The 16,733-nt window shown below is 64.1% G+C and carries 16 protein-coding genes and 1 other RNA gene; 5 read left to right on the forward strand and 12 right to left on the reverse strand.

All coding sequences use genetic code 11. The features are described from left to right. Positions 1-7: 7 nt before the first annotated feature. The 6 genes from LOC59_RS00920 to LOC59_RS00945 all read right to left on the reverse strand — a co-directional run bounded on the left by LOC59_RS00920 (position 8) and on the right by LOC59_RS00945 (position 7,402). Complete coding sequence (locus LOC59_RS00920) at positions 8-1,303, reverse strand: cytochrome P450 (protein WP_227916758.1); 1,296 nt, start codon at positions 1,301-1,303, stop codon at positions 8-10. A 1-nt stretch (position 1,304) separates the two neighbouring features. Beyond that, on the reverse strand, positions 1,305-2,921 hold the full coding sequence (gene phnE, locus LOC59_RS00925; protein ID WP_227916757.1) for a phosphonate ABC transporter, permease protein PhnE: 1,617 nt from the start codon (positions 2,919-2,921) through the stop codon (positions 1,305-1,307). 83 nt (positions 2,922-3,004) lie between these two features. After that, a complete protein-coding gene (gene phnC, locus LOC59_RS00930) occupies positions 3,005-3,781 on the reverse strand; it encodes a phosphonate ABC transporter ATP-binding protein (protein ID WP_227916756.1) in 777 nt (258 codons plus the stop codon). 54 nt (positions 3,782-3,835) lie between these two features. Then, on the reverse strand, positions 3,836-4,837 hold the full coding sequence (locus tag LOC59_RS00935; protein WP_227895856.1) for a phosphate/phosphite/phosphonate ABC transporter substrate-binding protein: 1,002 nt from the start codon (positions 4,835-4,837) through the stop codon (positions 3,836-3,838). Between the two features lie 213 nt (positions 4,838-5,050). Continuing rightward, complete coding sequence (locus LOC59_RS00940; protein ID WP_227895855.1) at positions 5,051-6,769, reverse strand: alpha-glucosidase; 1,719 nt, start codon at positions 6,767-6,769, stop codon at positions 5,051-5,053. Between the two features lie 57 nt (positions 6,770-6,826). Beyond that, a complete protein-coding gene (locus tag LOC59_RS00945; RefSeq protein ID WP_227916755.1) occupies positions 6,827-7,402 on the reverse strand; it encodes a GNAT family N-acetyltransferase in 576 nt (191 codons plus the stop codon). A 156-nt stretch (positions 7,403-7,558) separates the two neighbouring features. Between LOC59_RS00945 and LOC59_RS00950 the strand changes: the two genes are divergently transcribed. Next, complete coding sequence (locus LOC59_RS00950) at positions 7,559-8,020, forward strand: TetR family transcriptional regulator (protein ID WP_227895853.1); 462 nt, start codon at positions 7,559-7,561, stop codon at positions 8,018-8,020. Between the two features lie 6 nt (positions 8,021-8,026). Here LOC59_RS00950 and LOC59_RS00955 read toward each other — a convergent pair whose 3' ends face one another. The 4 genes from LOC59_RS00955 to LOC59_RS00970 all read right to left on the reverse strand — a co-directional run bounded on the left by LOC59_RS00955 (position 8,027) and on the right by LOC59_RS00970 (position 12,241). After that, the gene (locus LOC59_RS00955; protein ID WP_227916754.1) at positions 8,027-8,830 is read right to left on the reverse strand and encodes an ABC transporter permease; all 804 of its coding nucleotides are present in this window, start codon (positions 8,828-8,830) and stop codon (positions 8,027-8,029) included. A 9-nt stretch (positions 8,831-8,839) separates the two neighbouring features. Continuing rightward, positions 8,840-9,757 carry an ABC transporter permease gene (locus LOC59_RS00960; protein WP_227916753.1) on the reverse strand — a complete coding sequence of 306 codons (918 nt, stop codon included), beginning with the start codon at positions 9,755-9,757 and terminating at the stop codon, positions 8,840-8,842. Between the two features lie 151 nt (positions 9,758-9,908). Then, positions 9,909-11,108, reverse strand: a complete 1,200-nt coding sequence (locus LOC59_RS00965) for an extracellular solute-binding protein (RefSeq protein WP_227916752.1) — start codon at positions 11,106-11,108, stop codon at positions 9,909-9,911. Between the two features lie 71 nt (positions 11,109-11,179). Further along, positions 11,180-12,241, reverse strand: coding sequence for an ABC transporter ATP-binding protein (locus LOC59_RS00970; protein ID WP_227916751.1), 1,062 nt, complete (start codon positions 12,239-12,241; stop codon positions 11,180-11,182). 168 nt (positions 12,242-12,409) lie between these two features. Here LOC59_RS00970 and LOC59_RS00975 point away from each other — a divergent pair, with 168 nt between their 5' ends. Both LOC59_RS00975 and LOC59_RS00980 read left to right on the forward strand, forming a co-directional pair. Next, entirely contained in the window at positions 12,410-13,210 is an 801-nt protein-coding gene (locus LOC59_RS00975; protein ID WP_227916750.1) for a FadR/GntR family transcriptional regulator, read from the forward strand. Next, the gene (locus tag LOC59_RS00980; RefSeq protein ID WP_227916749.1) at positions 13,191-13,958 is read left to right on the forward strand and encodes a PDC sensor domain-containing protein; all 768 of its coding nucleotides are present in this window, start codon (positions 13,191-13,193) and stop codon (positions 13,956-13,958) included. Before LOC59_RS00975 ends, LOC59_RS00980 begins: the two co-directional genes overlap by 20 nt. Here LOC59_RS00980 and yczE read toward each other — a convergent pair. Further along, a complete protein-coding gene (gene yczE / locus LOC59_RS00985; RefSeq protein ID WP_227916748.1) occupies positions 13,955-14,557 on the reverse strand; it encodes a membrane protein YczE in 603 nt (200 codons plus the stop codon). The two genes, LOC59_RS00980 and yczE, sit on opposite strands and share 4 nt — an antisense overlap. An 80-nt stretch (positions 14,558-14,637) precedes the next feature. Next, positions 14,638-15,279 carry a nucleoside/nucleotide kinase family protein gene (locus tag LOC59_RS00990; RefSeq protein WP_229970215.1) on the reverse strand — a complete coding sequence of 214 codons (642 nt, stop codon included), beginning with the start codon at positions 15,277-15,279 and terminating at the stop codon, positions 14,638-14,640. Between the two features lie 71 nt (positions 15,280-15,350). Here LOC59_RS00990 and ssrA point away from each other — a divergent pair. Further along, positions 15,351-15,720, forward strand: a transfer-messenger RNA (tmRNA) gene (ssrA, locus tag LOC59_RS00995). A 176-nt stretch (positions 15,721-15,896) separates the two neighbouring features. Further along, a complete protein-coding gene (locus LOC59_RS01000) occupies positions 15,897-16,733 on the forward strand; it encodes a glucose 1-dehydrogenase (protein WP_227895850.1) in 837 nt (278 codons plus the stop codon).

A 16,733-nucleotide genomic window follows, 5' to 3' on the forward strand; every position in this document is an offset into this window, starting at 1 on the left:
GATTCTGTCATTGCCCGATGCCCGGATTGAGCGCGCGGGACGCACCCGCAGCCGTTCTTCCAACCAGGTGCAGCGGGACGGCGCGGGGTCCGTATTCAAGCCAGTTCATCATTGCGACATCGCCGGCAAGCTCAAAACGCTCGGTGCGTTCCAGCAGTACTTCCAGGGCTACAAGCAGCTCCAATCTGCCCAGAGTGGCCGCCGGGCACTTGTGGGCGCCCCTGCCAAAAGCCAAATGGGAGTTGTTTGGCCGACGCAGCACAAATTTGTCCGGCTCGGGGAATACCGTCTCATCCCTGTTGCCGGAAGGGAACAAAAGGGCCACGGGTTCTGCCTCCCGGACCGTGCGTCCGTGTACCACCGTGTCCCGTTTCGCCGTCCGGGCAAAAACCCGGTAGGGGGCGTGAAGCCGGAGGAATTCCTCGATGGCGGCCGGCAGATCTGCTGGATTCTGCCGCAGGTGCTGCTGCAGGTCCTGGTCCTGCGCCAGATGCACCAGGCAGCTGCCGAGCACTGCCTGTGGAGCACCCATGCCCGCCACGATCATCTGCCGGATCGTGGCGATCGCGGTCTTCTCAGTGATGTGATTGTCCGGGTTGAGTGCAGCCTCGTGAAGACTGGTAACGAGGTCCTGTGCTGAGTCAGCACCGGCGGCCAGCCGTTCCCGGTAAACGGCTTCGGCAATCCGGTACAGCTCCGCACTGCATTCGCCGATGACGGCCTCGTCCATGTCCTGAATGGCAAAGGAATAACGCACCCCAATATCCCTGATGTGCCGAGTCAACGAGGCAGGGACACCAAGGAAGGACGCGAAACAGTCCATGACGAAAGGTGCTGCGAAATCGCGGACACCGTCGGCGTCGCTGTCTTTTGCCAGCAGCCCCTGTACCAGTTCGGTGGCACTGGCCCGGAAAACGGCCTCATGTGAGCGTACGATCGAGCGGCGCAGTACCGGATCGATGGCTTCGCGGTAGGCCGTGTGCTCCGGCGGATCGAAGTGCAGCGGAGGTCGGCGGGAGGAACGCGGAACGTGGGGCACGACGTTCTGCACAGAGGTGATGAACAGGTCATCATCCTGCGTGATGCGAACAATGTCTTCGTAGGTTGTAGCGGACCAAAAACCTCCGAAATCTTCACTCCAGGGAAACGGATTAGTCTGCCGGAGTTCTGCATAGTCTCGGTGGGCGCTCCCGAAGCTCTCATCCAACGCGGGCGACCACTCAGAAGGCCGCGTTCCGTCCGGCGCACCGGTGCGTGTGGGACGCTCACCGGAGGCAGCGAAACCATAGGGGCACTGACCCATTTCAGATAACCTTTCTGCGGGCCCAACGGGCCACGGATTCCAATGCGACCACCACGACGACGAGTCCAATGAGGATCCCGGCGGTCTGCTGGTAGTGGAGGGTTGCCACGGATTCGTCCAGCAGGAAACCCACCCCGCCTGCTCCAACAATGCCGAGCACGGCTGACTCACGCAGGGCGAGGTCAGACGTGAAGAGGCTGTTGCCAATGAAGCTCGGCACAAACTGGGGCCACACCCCGCTGACGAAAACCTGGAGCCGGTTTGCCCCGGTGGCTTCCAGCGCCCTGATGGGTGCCGGGTCTACGTTTTGCAATGAGTCGGTGAAGAACTTGGATGCCAGGGCCGTGCACGAGATCGTCAGGGCAAGGAATCCTGCGAAGGGTCCGAGGCCCAGGGCTGCGACGAATATCAGCGCGTAGATAATGTCGGGGATGCCTCGCATAAAGACAACAAGGCCGCGCAGGACAAAAGCCAGCGGCGCGAACCGAACCAGATGCCGGGTGGACAAAACGGCTATGACCAGACCAATAACCACCCCGAAGAAAGTGGCCGTGAACGCCATGATGACGCTCTCGAAAATGCCTAGAAGGATGTCACGGGTGACCATGGGCGGGACGAATCCGGACAACAGGGCCGTGGCGTTGTTCCACGCTTGTCCCAGCCGGGCGGGATTTAGTGACAACTGGCTCAAAGAATAGAGGAACAAGCATGCGACTGCCGCTGTTCCGCCGGTGCGCAGGATCCGTGCGCGGTTCCAGCCGGGGGTAGCCGCAGCAGGTCCGGGCACGAAAAGCTGGGACTGTGTGTGTTCGTCAGCATGTTCGGCAACCGCCCGCTGTACGAGGTAGGCAACCAGCTCCAAGATGAGGAGAAGGGCAATGATCACCAGGATGATGCCCGCTGCCCTGCGGTAGTTGAGCGAGCCAATGGCCGTCTGCAGCGCAACGCCGATTCCGCCCGCCCCCACCAGGCCGAGGACGGCTGAGGCCCGGACATTGATGTCCAGCCGGTAGATCACCAGGGAGGTGACGGCCGGGAGGGCACGCGTCAGGGTGGTGGATACGAAGTTCTGCATGCGATTGGCTCCAACCGCCGCGATTGCTTCACGGGGCGCAGGGACCTGTTCCTCAAAGACATCGGACATCATTTTGCCGATCATGCCTACGGAATGAAACGCGATAGCCAGCGCGCCGGCCAATGGTCCCAGGCCAAAAATGCGCACAAAAATGATGGCGAATATGAGAGAGGGAATTGCCCTCGTGACGATGATGATTGCCTGGGCGAGCCATCTCAGTACCCGCGGGCCGGTGAAGTGCCGGGACGCCGCAGCCGCGAGGAATACGGAAGCTATTGCCGCCAAGCCTGTCCCCGCCACTGCGATCCACAGGGTCTCTAGCGTCAACGTGAGCAGGTCCGGCAGCGGGCCGGTGGTCGGGGGGACCATCCTTTCCAGCAGCCGGGCAATATCGCCGAGTCCCGCTGCCACGGCGGCGGGACGGATATCAATCCACCAGATTCCGAAAAGGGTAACCGCCAGATAGGCCAACGGGATGCCGAGAGTCGCGGCAGAAACCCGCGGCCGGCCGGAAAGCAGGAGCGGAGCCTTCACCTTTGGCATATTCCCGCGGTTACTGCCACTGGCACTGTCACTGTTGCCGGCCGCAGGGTGGACGGCGGGATCTGTGCGTTCCGCCGACGGGCTCATGAACCGGCGCCCTTCGCCTTTTCGTATATTCCCCGGAGTGAGGCTTCCGACGTCTCCCTCGTGGGAGTATCCAGGATCAGTGACCCGTCTCGGACTGCGACCACCCGGTCAGATACCTGGAGAGCCAGGTCCACCTGGTGCAGGGAACAGACGACAGTAAACCCGTCCTCAGCGCTTACTTTCTTCAAGGTGTTCAGGACAGAGAGAGAAGCACTGGGATCCAACGACGCCACTGGTTCATCGGCCAGGACGATTCGGGCATCCTGCATAAGCGTCCGAGCGATCGCAACCCGCTGCTGCTGGCCACCCGAAAGGGTGTCGCACCGCTGGAAACGATGATCCGCCAACCCAACCCTTTCCAGGTTCGAAACAGCCTTCTCCCTCAGTGCTGCTGGATATGTGGAGATGCCGTACCTGGGCATCCTCAACGATCCGAGGGCACCCATCAGCACGTTCTCCATGGCACTGAGGCGCCCTACCAGGCCAAATTGCTGGAAAACAAACCCCACCTGTGTCCGCAGCTTCTGCAGATTCTTGCGCCCGCACGTTCCAGGATTCACGCCGAGAACATTCACGGTTCCTTCGGTCGGTCTATGGCTTCCATTAATCAAGCGCAGCAGCGTTGATTTGCCGGCACCGGAGGGCCCCACGAGGGCCACGAACTGTCCAGGCTTCACGTCCAGGTTTATGCCCTTGAGCACTGTTTTGGCTCCAAAGCTCATTCCAAGGTCCTGCAGGAGCAGGCTGGATGCCGTGGGCGAACCGTTTGTCACAGCTGGCTGTCCTGAGTCTTGGGTTGGATGGGCGGTGCTCATGTTCTTCGCCTCTTACTCGTTGCGGCAGACTTCAGCCTGCGTGGTGTCGCAGATCTCGCGGATTGTTGCGAAGTCATCATCGGTGGCTGGTTCGAAAGCGAAGGCTCCTGTGCCGCCCCACTCGCAGGCCATTTTCCCGGCATAGTCATCGCCCCAGGAGGGATGGGCCTCGCGCTGGTCCTCCGGGCAAAGGCCTGCCTCGGCGGCCGTTACGGCGTTGTACTTCAGTACGGCATCCGTGATCTTTTTCTGGAGTTCCTCCGGCAGCCAGTTGCCAATGACCATCGGGGTTGCGGGAATGTCAGGGGATGTCCAAAGCGTCTCCACATCGCCGTCCTTGATGACCCCGCGTGCCGGGAGGATGTCCGTGATGAAGGTGCCCGCTACGAAGGCTACCTCGCAGTCCCCGGCGAGCATCTGGGTCACGGCGACATCATGTGATCCCGCGAAAATCGGGTTGATGTCCGTCTTTGGGTCCAGCCCGATGCCGATCAAACCGGCTGCTGCCGCCAAATATCCCGTGCTGGAGGCAGGGTCCGTGAAGCAGACGTCCTTGCCCTGGACATCCTCGAGGGTTTTGATGCCGGAGCCTGCGGCTACGACGCCAAGGGACTGCACCGCGCCTGATCCTGCCTCGGGGGTCCGCTGGTCCATCGCCACGGGGGTTATATCTGCGACATCCTGAGCGAGGTAATAGGAAAACGCTCCGTAGGTGGCCACGTCCACCCGCTGAGCCGCCTGGGCCTCGATGACGCCGGCGTTGCTGCTCACAGCCTCGATGCTGGTGGGAAGCCCGGTTTCCTTCTCAATTGCGGCCACGATGGGCTTGAAACTGTTCTCCAGCTCTTTGCTGTCATCCGTCGGCACAACGGCGAATACGAGGGACTGAGGGCCGTCGCCGGCTGAGTCAGCCGAGCTGTTGCCTTCAGACCTGGCATTGGGGCTGGCGCCGCAGGCAGTGAGCATGATGCCGGCGGCGGCCAGTGCGGCCATGGCCTTGATGTTCTTGTTCATAGTCAGCTCTGACTCCTCTAGTCGCGTCTTGACTGGCGATGACGAACGACAATGTCCGGCACCGGTAACTGGGCAACACTTAATACTGCGGACGCCATAAAATGTGTGGCCTATTATCGTGCGATAAAACCCGGATGATCAGGTGGCGCACGTCACATTCGACCAATAATTGTTGATATTGTCAATGGTTCATCGGGTGGGTTCTGAGGGCTTCTAGCCAACCCAGCTCTCGGTCGAGGAAGCGTCCAGCACACGGGCTTCCCACGGGCGGAGCACCTCCGGGTCCCCGGCGTCGGCGTAATTTCCCAGGATCAGCGGGCCGGAGGAGGCCATTCCAAGGGGCAGTTCCAGATCCGCGTCGGAGACATTGGCGACGACGAGCCATTCCGTTTCATCCAGCCGGCGGCGGAAGGCAAACAGGTGCGGGTGTTCAGGGGCTTCCATATGGAAGTCGCCCAGGGCCACCACGTCCTGGGTGTGGCGGAGCTGGATAAGGCTGCGGTAGTAGCCGAACACCGACTTCCCGGCTGCCCGGTCCGATTCGGCGTTGACGTCCACGTAGTTTGGATTGACCTGTATCCAGGGCTCACCGTCGCTGAAGCCTGCGTTGGGTCCGGCGGTCCACTGCATGGGGGTGCGCGGGTTGTCCCTGCTCATTGCCCGCAGCGCCTCCAGCGCATCCTCGGAACTCATTCCCCCGGCCGTGGCCTCAGCGTAGAAGTTGAGCGATTCGACGTCGCGGTACTGGTCGATCGAGGTGAACCCGGCGTTGGTCATGCCGATTTCCTCGCCCTGGTACACGTAGGGCGTGCCGCGCTGCAGATGCAGCAGGGTGGCCCACAAGGTGGCAGATTCGTAGCGGTAGGCGCCGTCGTTGCCAAAGCGCGAGACGTGCCGGGGCTGGTCATGGTTGCTGAGGTACAGGCTGTTCCAGCCCCTGTCGGCCAGCCCGCGCTGCCACCGGTTCCAGGACGTCTTCAGGTCCGGCAGGCTCAGCGGACGGTAGTTCCACTTGCGTCCCGGGTCCTGGTCCAGGCTTACATGTTCAAACTGGAACACCATGTCCAGCTCCGCTCGGTACGGATCCGTGTACAGCAGCGCCTGGTCCACAGTGGCTCCCGGGGTTTCACCCACGGTGAGGAAATCGCCGTCACGCCCGCCGAAAACCTCGCGGCGCATTTCCTGGAGGAATTCGTGGATGCGGGGGCCATTCGTGAAATAGGGCGATCCGTCGCCCCAGATGCTGCCCCGTTCCATCAGGCCGTCCGGCAGGGCGAGGTCCTTTGAGATGAAGTTGATGACGTCCATCCGGAAGCCGTCCACCCCGCGGTCCAGCCACCAGCGCATCGTCTCGTACACCTCGTGCCGCACCTTCGGGTTCTCCCAGTTCAGGTCCGGCTGGTGCGGGGTGAACAGGTGCAGGTAGTACTGCTGGGTCGCGGGTTCGAAGGTCCAGGCCGATCCGCCGAAGTGCGCTCCCCAGTTGTTCGGTTCGGCCCCGGGTTCCCCCGGCTCGAAACCCGGGCGCGCATCCCGCCACCAGAAGTAGTCCCGGAGCGGGTTCTCACGGGAGGACCGCGCTTCCTTGAACGCAGGGTGTTCGCTTGAGGTGTGGTTGACGACCAGGTCCATCACCAGCTTCATGCCGCGGACGTGCAGCTGCCCCAGCAGTTCGTCGAAGTCCTCTTCGGTGCCAAAGAGGCGGTCGATCCGCCGGTAGTTGGAGATGTCATAGCCGTTGTCCCGCTGCGGTGATTCATGGACGGGGGAGAGCCAGATGACGTCCACGCCGAGATCCTGCAGATAGTCCACATGCGCCAGGATGCCCCTGAGGTCACCAATGCCGTCCCCGGTTCCATCCGCGAAGCTGCGTGGATAGATCTGGTAGACGACGGCGCTGGTCCACCACGCGGGCTGGTGCGGATTGCTCATGGCTGGCTTCCTCTCACAGGCGGTGCGGGAAGTCTACGCCGCGGCGCCGGGGTGATGTCAGGGCGTAAGGTCCAGTCGCATGAGCACCCGCGGGAATCCGTTGAGGACTGAATCCGTCGTCGCTGCCATGGTGAAGCCAGCCGCTTCGAAGAGGGACCGGGTGCCCACGTAGGCCATGGTCAGATCAACCTTCGCTCCCCGGTTGTCCACCGGGTAGGCCTCTACTGCCGGAGCGCCGTGGCTCCTGGCGAACTCCACCGCACCGTTGACCAGCGCGTGGGAGATGCCCTTTCCACGGTGCCCGGGACGGACCCGAACACACCACAGGGACCACACAGGCGTTTCGTCCAGGTGCGGGATCTTCCGGGTCGCCGCGAAAGAGGTGTCCGCGCGGGGGTGGATTCCCGCCCACCCGGCCGGAACGCCGTCGTCGTAGGCAAGGACACCGGGAGCCGGATCCTCCTGGACCAGCCCGCGGACTCGTTCGCCTCTGGCGGTGCGCTGGAGGTCCCGGTTTTCCTTCGGCAGGAGCCGGTAGCTCAGGCACCAGCATGCATTGGCGTCGGGATTCTTCGGACCAAGGACGGCGGCGGTGTCCTCAAAGACGGTCGCAGGACGGATGTCGATGGGCATGGGCAAACGATACCGGCTTTCGGGGTTGTGGCTGCGGGCTGTTCAGCCGGGCTGGGCAAAGCTGAAAAGTCCCGCGAAACGGGCTAGACTGGCCGGTCACCCTGCCGGAGTCAGTGCCGGGAGGCAGAGGCACCAAAGCAAAGAAAAGAGAGTGCAATGTTCGCCGCTGGAGCGTCCATTACCGAGATTGAGCAGGACGTCGAGGAAATGATCGTTGGTCTGGTTCACCGGCTGGGAGACCTGGCCGATGCGGACCCGGACCCGGTGGGCGCCCAGGAACGGGCCTACATCCAGGCTTTTTCCGACGTCCGGGCCAACAGCTCGATGGACCAAGCCGCCCTGCTGGAAACGGCGGTCAGCCGTCCGAACCTTGCCGAGTCCCTGCTGTACCTGAACCGGCGGCTGGATGAAGCGAACCTGGGCCCGCGGGATCCGGCCGGAATCATCGGCGTCGTCATCCGCCTGGCGATGGACGGACTGTGGGTCAGCGACATCCTGGACTCCAGCCGGTTCACCAAGGCCGAGCGGGAACGGATCACCACGCTGCTCACCGCCCTGTCACGGCTGAGCGATGAACGGATGGCGGAACTGCTTCCGGAGTGCGCCGCCGCCCGCTGAGCCGCGCTACTTCTTGTCGTCCCCGGTGAGCCTCTGGGAGAGGTAGACCGGGATCATCGATGCCACGATCAGCACGGCGGCGATCACGTTGACCACCGGTGCCTGGTTGGGTCGGGCCATGTTGTTGAAGATCCAGATCGGCAGGGTTTCGGTGCCCGGCGGTGCGGTGAAGGTGGTGACCACCACCTCGTCGAAGCTGAGCGCAAAGGCGAGCAGGCCGCCGGCTACGAACGCGGAGCGGAAGCCCGGGAACGTGACGCCGAAGAAGGTCTTGACCACGTTGGCGCCCATGTCCATCGCTGCCTCTTCCAGGCCGCGGTTCATCCGCCCCAGCCGGGCCTGCACGTTGTTGAACACCATCACAATGCAGAACGTCGCGTGGCCCACGATCACGGAGAACAGCCCCAGCCCGATGCCCAGCGGCTCCAGCACGGTCTTGAACGTGTTGTTCAGGGCGACGCCGGTGACGATGCCGGGCAGCGCGATGGGCAGCACCACCAGCAGGTTGATGGTGTTCTTCCCGAAGAAGTCATAACGGGAGAGCGCAAATGCCACCATTGAACCCAGCAGCAGGGCGATCACGGTGGCGACCGATGCCACCTTGAGCGAAGTCCACAGTGCCTCCCGGACGCCTTCGTTGTGCCAGGCAGCCACCCACCAGCGGGTGGTGAACTCCTTGATGGGGAAAGCGCCGGAGGTAGTGGCGTTGAACGAGTTGGCGATGACCAGCAGCAGCGGCAGGTAGATCGCGGCCATCACCAGCCCCGCGAAAACGCGCAGGGTGATCTTGGCGGAAGCTGAAAGCCTCATGGCAGTCTCCTACAGTTGCTTCAGGGCGCCGGACTTGCGGGCCAGGAACAGGTAAAGCACGACGACGATGATCGGCACGGTGCCGAAGGCTGCGGCGAGCGGCGGGTTGAGGTTGATGTTCGAGGCGATCACGGTTCCGATCACCTGCGTCTTGCCGCCGACGAACTGGGCGGCGATGTAGTCGCCCAGGCTCAGCGAGAAGGTGAAGATGGACCCGGCCACGAAGGCCGGCTTGAGCAGCGGAACCGCTACCGTCCAGACAGTGGACCAGGCCTTGGCGCCCAGGTCCGAGGACGCGTCGAAAAGGCTGTCGGGGATCTGCCGGAACGCGTTGTAGACCGGCACTGCCATGTAGGGGAACCACAGGTATGCCAGGGTGATGATCAGTGCTGCCGTTCCGTAACCGGGTCCCGTCATGCCCAGCGGCGCGAGCAGCCAGTCCAGGGGGCCGCCGGAAGAGAAGGTAATGCGCCAGGAAAAGACCTTCACCAGGTAGCCGGCCCAGAGCGGAAGCGTGATGCCGATGGCCAGGGCCGCCCGCATTTTCGGGGAAGCAACCTTGGCCATGTACAGCCCCAGCGGCAGGGCCAAAGCGGCACACAGGACGGTGACAGCCAGAGCGATTCCGATGGTTCGAAGGGCGGTCTGCTGATAGGCCGGGACCGTGATGATCTCGATGAAGTTTTCCAGCGTGAACGCCGGAATGACCTTGGACGTAAAGCTATCCGTGGTCCAGAACGCGGTGATGAAAAGCAGGACCAGGGAGCCGATGTACAGCACGCCGAGCCAGCCTAGCGGGAGCAGGAGCAGGCCGGTGAGCCGGGCCTTGGGCCGGGCGTAGAGCATGCGGGAGAGCCGGTCGCCCAGGCTGTTGCGGGGGTGCACCGGCGCGGTGGGCGTGGGCGGGGTTTCTTGGATTACTGCCATGGCGCTTTTCCGGCGGGATGCCGCCGATTCTCCTCTTGGGCCGGGCCTGCGGGGACGTAGAGCCGCGGTGCGCGGCGGAAGGGTGGAGCAGTGGAGCTGGTGGGCGGCGAAGTTTTCTCCGTCGCCCACCAGCGGTCATTTCGGGGTGGAACTAGCCTTTGATCTCAGTCCAGGCCTTGGTCCATTCCTGGTAGTTGGTGCAGGTCACGTCCGTTCGGCCGTCAACGCACTGCTCAACCGGAGTGGTCCACATCCAGACCTGCTTGTAGTACTCCTCGTCGGTGGCGTGGAAGGTCTCGCAGTGGGCTGCATTGGCTTCCGACCCTTCGCAGGCCAGGGCGTTGGCCGGGGCCATGCCGAAGTTCTGCGAGATCTGGGCATTCACCTCGGCGGAGGATGCGTAGTCCATCCACTTGTAGGCGCAGTTCGGGTTCTTTGACTCGGCGGCGATCATCCAGGTGTCGGACCATCCGGTGGCGCCTTCCTTGGGCAGTACGGACTCAACAGTGCCGCCGTCGCCCTGCGCCAGGTTCACGATGACCTGCCAGCCGGTGCCCATGTGAGTGGTGCCGGAGGAAATGGAGCTGACGGCCTTGAGCGCATCGTTCCAGTATTCGCCGACCATCCCGTTCTGCGTCTTTAGCAGTTCGACGGCGGCAGCCAGCTGGTCGGCGTCGAGGGCGTAGGGGTTGGTGATGCCGAGATCAGGCTGGGTCGCCATCAGGTAGACGGCGGCGTCGGCGATATAGATCGGGGAATCGTAGGCCATGGTCTTGCCGGCGAGTTCGCTGTCTTCTTCCCACAGCGGTGCCCAGGAATCGGGGGCATCCGTGACGTGTTCGGTGTTGTACATCAGCACGTTGGCGCCGCGGCCGATCGGGACACCGTAGCTCTGGCCGTTCAGGGTGTCATAGACCTGGCCCTTCAGTCCCTCGACGAGGTTGCCGAAGTTCGGGATCAGCTCGGTGTTGATCGGGGCGACGTCGCCGCCGGCGATCAGGCGGAGCGACGCGTCGCCGGACGCGGATACGAGGTCGTATTCGCCGCTGCGCATCAGCTGGACCATTTCGTCCGAGGTGGCGCCGACCTTGCGGTTGACCTCGCACTTGGTCTCTTCCTCGAACGCTGAAACCCAGTCTGCATCGGGGTTGGTGGAGCCGTCTTCCACGAAGCCAGCCCAGGCGATGATGTTCACCTGGCCTTCACTTTCGCCGACTTCGGTGGCCATGGGGAGGTCAGGAACCTGGATTCCGGTGGAGGACGTGTCAGACGCGGCGCCGCCGCCGCAGCCGGCCAGGACCAGCGAGAGCGAAGCGAGCGCTGCCAGCGGCAGTGCCTTGGTGATCTTCATGGGAGAGCCTTTCATAGTGGGTGCGGTGTAGCTGGGCCGGTGGTGGCTGGCGGGTTCGGGCGAGTGGACGGTCAGGAAACGTGGAAGTTGAAGCGGGACGGCCACTGGAGTTCGACGGTGTCGCCGCGGGAGGCCTGGGTGGCACGGGAATCGTTCTGCTCCTGAACGATCAGCCGGTCGCCCGTGTCCGTGAGGGCGACGTAGCGCGTGGTGGGGCCGGTGTAGACGATTTCCTCGATGACCGCCGGGACCGACGAGAAGCCATCAGGCAGTGTGGCGCCGGGAGCGGCGAGGTGAATGCGCTCGGGCCGGATGCTGACCAAGCCGTCGACGCCCGTGAGTTTGCGGGAGAGTTCCCCCTCCACCAGGTTGGTGCTGCCGAGGAAGGTGGCGACGAAGCGGGTGGCGGGCCGTTCGTAGAGGTCTTCAGGGGTTCCCACCTGCTCGATTCCGCCGTCATTGAAGACTGCGATCCGGTCCGAGAGAGTGAGTGCCTCTTCCTGATCGTGGGTGACGAAGATAAAGGTGATTCCCACTTCGCGCTGGATCTGCTTCAGCTCAATCTGCATCTGCTCACGCAGCTGCTTGTCCAGGGCTCCGAGCGGCTCGTCGAGCAGCAGCACCTGCGGGCGCAGGATCAAGGCACGGGCCAAGGCGATGCGCTGCCTTTGTCCGCCCGAGAGCTGGGAGGGCAGCCGTCCGGCGACGTGCGGCAGCCGGACCATCTCCAGGGCCTCGGCAACGCGCCGTTCACGCTCGGCCCTGGGCGTCTTGCGCAGCTTGAGGCCGTAGCCCACGTTCTGGGCGACGGTCAGGTGCGGGAAGAGCGCGTAGTCCTGGAACACCGTGTTGACGTCGCGTTCAAACGGCGCCTTGGCAGTGACGTCGGTGCCGTGCAGCTGGATGGTGCCGCTGGTAACGGGCTCGAATCCGGCCACCATGCGCAGCACCGTCGTCTTGCCGGAACCGGAAGGACCCAGCAGGGAGAAGAACTCGCCGGAGCGGATGTCCAGATCCAGGTCCTTGACTGCGGTGAAATCACCGAAGCTCTTCGTCACCGCGGAGAGGCTGATGGCGTTGCCGGAGGCAGCCTGTTCCTCGGCGGGGGAGATGGGTGCTGCACTGGCTCGCACGGGGTGGTCCTTTCACTTCAGCTGGAAGCGCCGAAGCGCGTCAGGTAGTAAAGCTATGAAACCAGATGTTATATGTAATTTGCGTCACTTCAAGTAAATTTCTTGTTACGGATGCGCGGCCCGCTGCCCTGGCGCCGTCCGCTCCGCCAAGCTGGGAAGATCGTGAACATGCCCCACACCACTCATCCGCAGAAGCGTCTCCTCACCGCCGTTTTCGCTCCGCTCGGCGATGCCGGAAAGGCCAGCCGGGTGGAGGAGCGCATAGTTCAGGGGATTTCTGCCGGCGCGCTGCTCGATGGGGACCGCTTGCCATCGGAGCTGGAACTTGCCGCTTCGATGGGCGTTGCCACCGTGACAGCCCGCGAAGCCCTCGCCGGGCTGCGCTCCAGGGGCCTGGTGGAAACCAGGCGGGGACGCGAAGGGGGCACTTTTGTTACGCTGCCCTCCGGCGACCGTTCGGCCCTCGTCCGGCGCCGGCTCACCTCGATGAGCCGCGTGGAACTGCGTGATCTGGCCATCCACTATGCGGCTATCGCGGCCACGGCGGCGGAGCTCGCCGCTGAGACCGCCGAGAATGAGGACGTCGAGGCGCTCAGGAACGTGCTGGAAGCACCCACTAGCGGCAACCGTGCCGTGGGCGATTTCTTCCTCGAGCTGGCGGCACTTAGCCAGTCAGCCCGACTGACACGTGAATACGTGCGCCTCCACACTGATTACGGATCACTGCTGGGTCTTGCCCACGCGGACCCTTCCTTCGATTCCGCCATGGTTAGCCTCTGCCGGGGGATCTGCTCCGCCGTCGCCGGGGCCGATCCTTCGGCGGCACGCTTGCTGGTGCGCCAATACGTCCAGGCCTCCGTGGCCTGGCTTATCGATGAACACACCCGCCTGCACTCCGCCGGCCTCACTACGGCGGAGCCCCTACCCCCGCACCCGCAAGGAGGAAAGCATGAGCATTTCCCGCAGTGATTCCCAACCGTCAACGGCAGCGCAGCCCGTGGACGTGGGCACGTTTTTCCAGGACCTGCTGGACGTTCTGGAATTATGGAAGCCCCCGCTGGAGGCCCTGTTCAGCGACTCCTCTGCAGCACCCTCGCGCCGCGAAGTGGACGCTGCCGTCGAGCCCCTGAGCGCCGTCCTGCTGGGGCGGGAGGACTATCCGCTGGCCGGCGGCGGTTTCGTGGCCGCACACGGGGCGGTGAGCGACGCGCCCTGGCATATGGCGTGGTGGCAGGTTCGGAGCAAGGAGAACCAGCTGCTCTCGTCGCTGGAAAGCATGGGAGAAGCCTACTCCCGGCGGGAATGGTTCACCGTACCCGTGGAAACCGGCCTCAGCCATGTGACCGGTCCCTACGTGGACTTCATCTGCACCGATGAGTACACCGTGACCCTGACGTCGCCGGTGATCGTCGGAGGGCGCGTGGTGGGGGTCGTGGGTGCCGATGTCTTCGTCGAGTCACTGGAGGAAGCGCTGCTCCCGGACCTGCGTCGAGTGCACCCGGAAGCGTCCCTGGTGAACCGCGTTGGCCGTGTTGTGGTGTCGGCCGATCCGCAGCTGGCAGCGGGCCGGCTCCTCGTGGGGGATTGGCGGCAGGCCGGGGATCCGTTGCGGATGGAACTGCGTGGAGCCGAGTACGGCGGACGCCGGGCCGCGGTGCACCCCTGCGGAACGCTTCCGCTTGCTGTAGCCGTCCCGTTGCAGACGAGGGGGCATTAGGCGGAAGCTGTCCGGACCGGAATATGGAAGAACGGCATGGTTCGGTTGACCATGGGGCCGATCATCAGTGCGAAAGCCACGGTGCCCAGGCCGACAGTGCCGCCCAGCGCCCACCCGGCAGCCAGCACGCTCACTTCAATGCCGGTGCGCACGGCCCAGATGGGCCAGCCGAAGCGGGCATGGAGCCCGGTCATAAGCCCGTCACGGGGTCCCGGCCCCATGCGGGCACCGATATACAGTCCGGTAGCTACGGCCAGCAGCACCAGGCCCGCGGTAAACAGCAGGATTTGGCCCCATATCCCGGAGGGTTCGCTTACGACCGCCAGGCCCACCTCGGCGCTGGGACCGACGAGCAGCACGTTGAGCACGGTGCCGGGCCCGGGTTTCTGGCGCAGCGGAATCCACAACAGCAGTACGGCCAGCCCGATGAGGTTGGTGACCAGCCCGAAAGCGATGCCGGTCTGCAGGCTGGTGCCCTGCCCCAGGACATCCCACGGGGAGACTCCCAGTCCGGCACGGATCATCATGCCGATCGAGAAACCGTAGCAAAAGAGACCGGCAAGCAGCTGGGCCGCACGGCGGAAGAATATCCAGGACATGCTCCCACCCAAACCCTCCCGGTCCGGGTTTCCAAATCCGCTGCCCGGCGGAACCGGTCCCGGGTAATACCGGCGTAACGCTAGGGAACCAGCCGCACGACGGCGTCGGCCTTCGACGCGTACGCGGCCACGAGTTCCGCATTGGCCTGGTCGCTGCCGGCCGCCCAGGCAGCAGCGTCCGCCGGAGATTTTCCGTACGCCGCATGCCGGTCCGTCAGCCGCCGGATCCGTTCGGCCTCCTCCAGTTCCTCGTACCAGACGGTGTCGAGCTGGGATCGTGCCTGCGGCCACGCTCGGGTGGGCAGCAGGAGGTAGTTGCCCTCCGTGATGAGAAGCGGAACATCGCAGCGCACCGGCACTGCGGACCCGACCGGTTCTTCCAGGTCACGGCGAAACTCCGGGGCGTAGATGATGGGCTCGCCCGGTCCCTGCAGCCGCAGCCGGCGCAGCAGCGCCGCATAGCCGCCGTCGTCGAACGTTTCCGGCGCCCCCTTGCGTTCCCGGTACCCCAGCATGTCCAGCACCCGGTTCGCCAAGTGGAAACCGTCCATGGCAACGACGACGGCGGTATCCGGTCCCAGCGCCGCCGACAGTGCTTCCGCGAGGGTGGATTTTCCGGCCCCGGGAGGGCCTGCGATGCCCAGGATGCGCCGTTCTCCGCCGGTGGCCAACCGGCTGGCAACGGCAGCGAGGCCGTCGAGGCTGCGTTCAAGAATCTGCATGGGCACCATCTTTGCGCAGGGGCTGGAATGTTCCGGGGTGCCGGTGGGTTAATGGGGGTGTAACTGAATACGGGGATGATCGGTATCGACGATGTTTGTCGCGCGAGGAGAAGCGGGCCGAGGACGCAGGGTTATCTCGCTAACGCCCCCTGTAAACCAATAAGTGCCAAACCTATGCGCACTGACTTCGCTCTCGCCGCCTAGGCCAGAGTGAGTCCGTCAGCTTCGGAAACGCTTCCGTTCCGGATGCTGGCGTCGTTAAGGAAGCCACTGCCGGACACTGCTGCCGTTCAGGTGTCCGGGACTTTTTGAACGGCTGGGCCCGGATCAGCCACGCGCCTGCGCGATGGCCGGGGCCGAGAAAATCCGCAGCAGGCTGCGCCCGGAGAAGTCCTGGCTCGTCGGCGTCGGACGGGGGTTCGATTCCCCCCATCTCCACTTGGCTGTGCCCCGTCTCGAAAGGCCGGGGCACAGTCTTTTTAAGCCCTCCGTGGCCGCGTGCCGGTTCTGCCGCCAAGGCCCAAAACCGTGACTTCCTTCGCGAGGGGTAGTTGGATGGGCAGTCACGGCTGTCGACCAGGAGCTCCAGGCACCTGCAGCCGCACCAAGGAGGCATTATGGGACGGGTCAGCGGCAAGACGGTTCTGGTCAGCGGAGGATCGCGCGGGATTGGAGGCGCGGTGGTCCGCCGCCTCGCCGGCGAAGGCGCCCGGGTGGTCATTGGAGACGTGCTTGACGACGAGGGCCGGGCTCTGGCTGACTCCCTGGGGGATGCTGCCGTATTCGTGCATCTGGACGTCACCAGCCCACAGGACTGGGCAGCGGCTGTCCGTGAGGCCGAGGAGCGGTTTGGCGGAGTGGATGTCCTGGTCAACAACGCCGGGATCGCGAACTTCGGCAGCATTGAGGACTACACCCTGGAGCAGTGGAACACCATCATCGCGGTCAACCTGACCGGGGTGTTCCTGGGCATCAAGGCGGTGGTGGAACCGATGAAGCGTTCGGCCGGTGCTTCCATCATCAACATTTCCTCCACAGCGGGACTTCAGGGCTACAAGGATCTTCCCGGTTACACCGCCACCAAGTACGGCGTGCGCGGCCTTACCAAGTCTGTTGCGATTGACCTAGGTCCCTACGGCATCCGGGTCAACTCGGTCCATCCGGGTGCGGTGCGGACGCCCATGACCGAGGGGCTGGAAGGAGGGCAGGAACATGTGGCGCTGCACCGCAGGGGTGAGCCGGAGGAGATTGCCGGCCTGGTCCTGTTCCTCGCCAGCGATGAGTCCAGTTTCTCCACCGGTGCCGAGTTCGTGGCCGACGGCGGAGAGACGGCAGGGCTGGCACGGTATGAGGTGGCGGTGCTGAGCTCAGAACCGGCCCAGGCGCCGTCCGCGCCAGCAGTGCCGCCCGAGCCCGGCCAGGCACCCGCGGCGCCTGAACCGCCGGCTATGTGA

Origin of the sequence: Arthrobacter sp. zg-Y916 (assembly GCF_020907385.1) — a bacterium.
In the GTDB taxonomy this organism is placed as follows: Bacteria; Actinomycetota; Actinomycetes; order Actinomycetales; family Micrococcaceae; genus Arthrobacter_B; species Arthrobacter_B caoxuetaonis.

Coding starts and splice junctions, on each gene's coding strand:
- LOC59_RS00940 (WP_227895855.1), bottom strand. CDS start 6,769: ATGAGCAATCCGCACCAGCCCGCGTGGTGGACCAGCGCCGTCGTCTAC.
- yczE (WP_227916748.1), bottom strand. CDS start 14,557: ATGTCCTGGATATTCTTCCGCCGTGCGGCCCAGCTGCTTGCCGGTCTC.
- LOC59_RS00945 (WP_227916755.1), bottom strand. CDS start 7,402: ATGCCCATCGACATCCGTCCTGCGACCGTCTTTGAGGACACCGCCGCC.
- LOC59_RS00975 (WP_227916750.1), top strand. CDS start 12,410: ATGCCCCACACCACTCATCCGCAGAAGCGTCTCCTCACCGCCGTTTTC.
- phnE (WP_227916757.1), bottom strand. CDS start 2,921: ATGCCAAAGGTGAAGGCTCCGCTCCTGCTTTCCGGCCGGCCGCGGGTT.
- LOC59_RS00990 (WP_229970215.1), bottom strand. CDS start 15,279: ATGCAGATTCTTGAACGCAGCCTCGACGGCCTCGCTGCCGTTGCCAGC.
- LOC59_RS00935 (WP_227895856.1), bottom strand. CDS start 4,837: ATGAACAAGAACATCAAGGCCATGGCCGCACTGGCCGCCGCCGGCATC.
- LOC59_RS00980 (WP_227916749.1), top strand. CDS start 13,191: ATGAGCATTTCCCGCAGTGATTCCCAACCGTCAACGGCAGCGCAGCCC.
- LOC59_RS00955 (WP_227916754.1), bottom strand. CDS start 8,830: ATGAGGCTTTCAGCTTCCGCCAAGATCACCCTGCGCGTTTTCGCGGGG.
- LOC59_RS00960 (WP_227916753.1), bottom strand. CDS start 9,757: ATGGCAGTAATCCAAGAAACCCCGCCCACGCCCACCGCGCCGGTGCAC.
- LOC59_RS00965 (WP_227916752.1), bottom strand. CDS start 11,108: ATGAAGATCACCAAGGCACTGCCGCTGGCAGCGCTCGCTTCGCTCTCG.
- LOC59_RS00920 (WP_227916758.1), bottom strand. CDS start 1,303: ATGGGTCAGTGCCCCTATGGTTTCGCTGCCTCCGGTGAGCGTCCCACA.
- LOC59_RS00950 (WP_227895853.1), top strand. CDS start 7,559: ATGTTCGCCGCTGGAGCGTCCATTACCGAGATTGAGCAGGACGTCGAG.
- LOC59_RS01000 (WP_227895850.1), top strand. CDS start 15,897: ATGGGACGGGTCAGCGGCAAGACGGTTCTGGTCAGCGGAGGATCGCGC.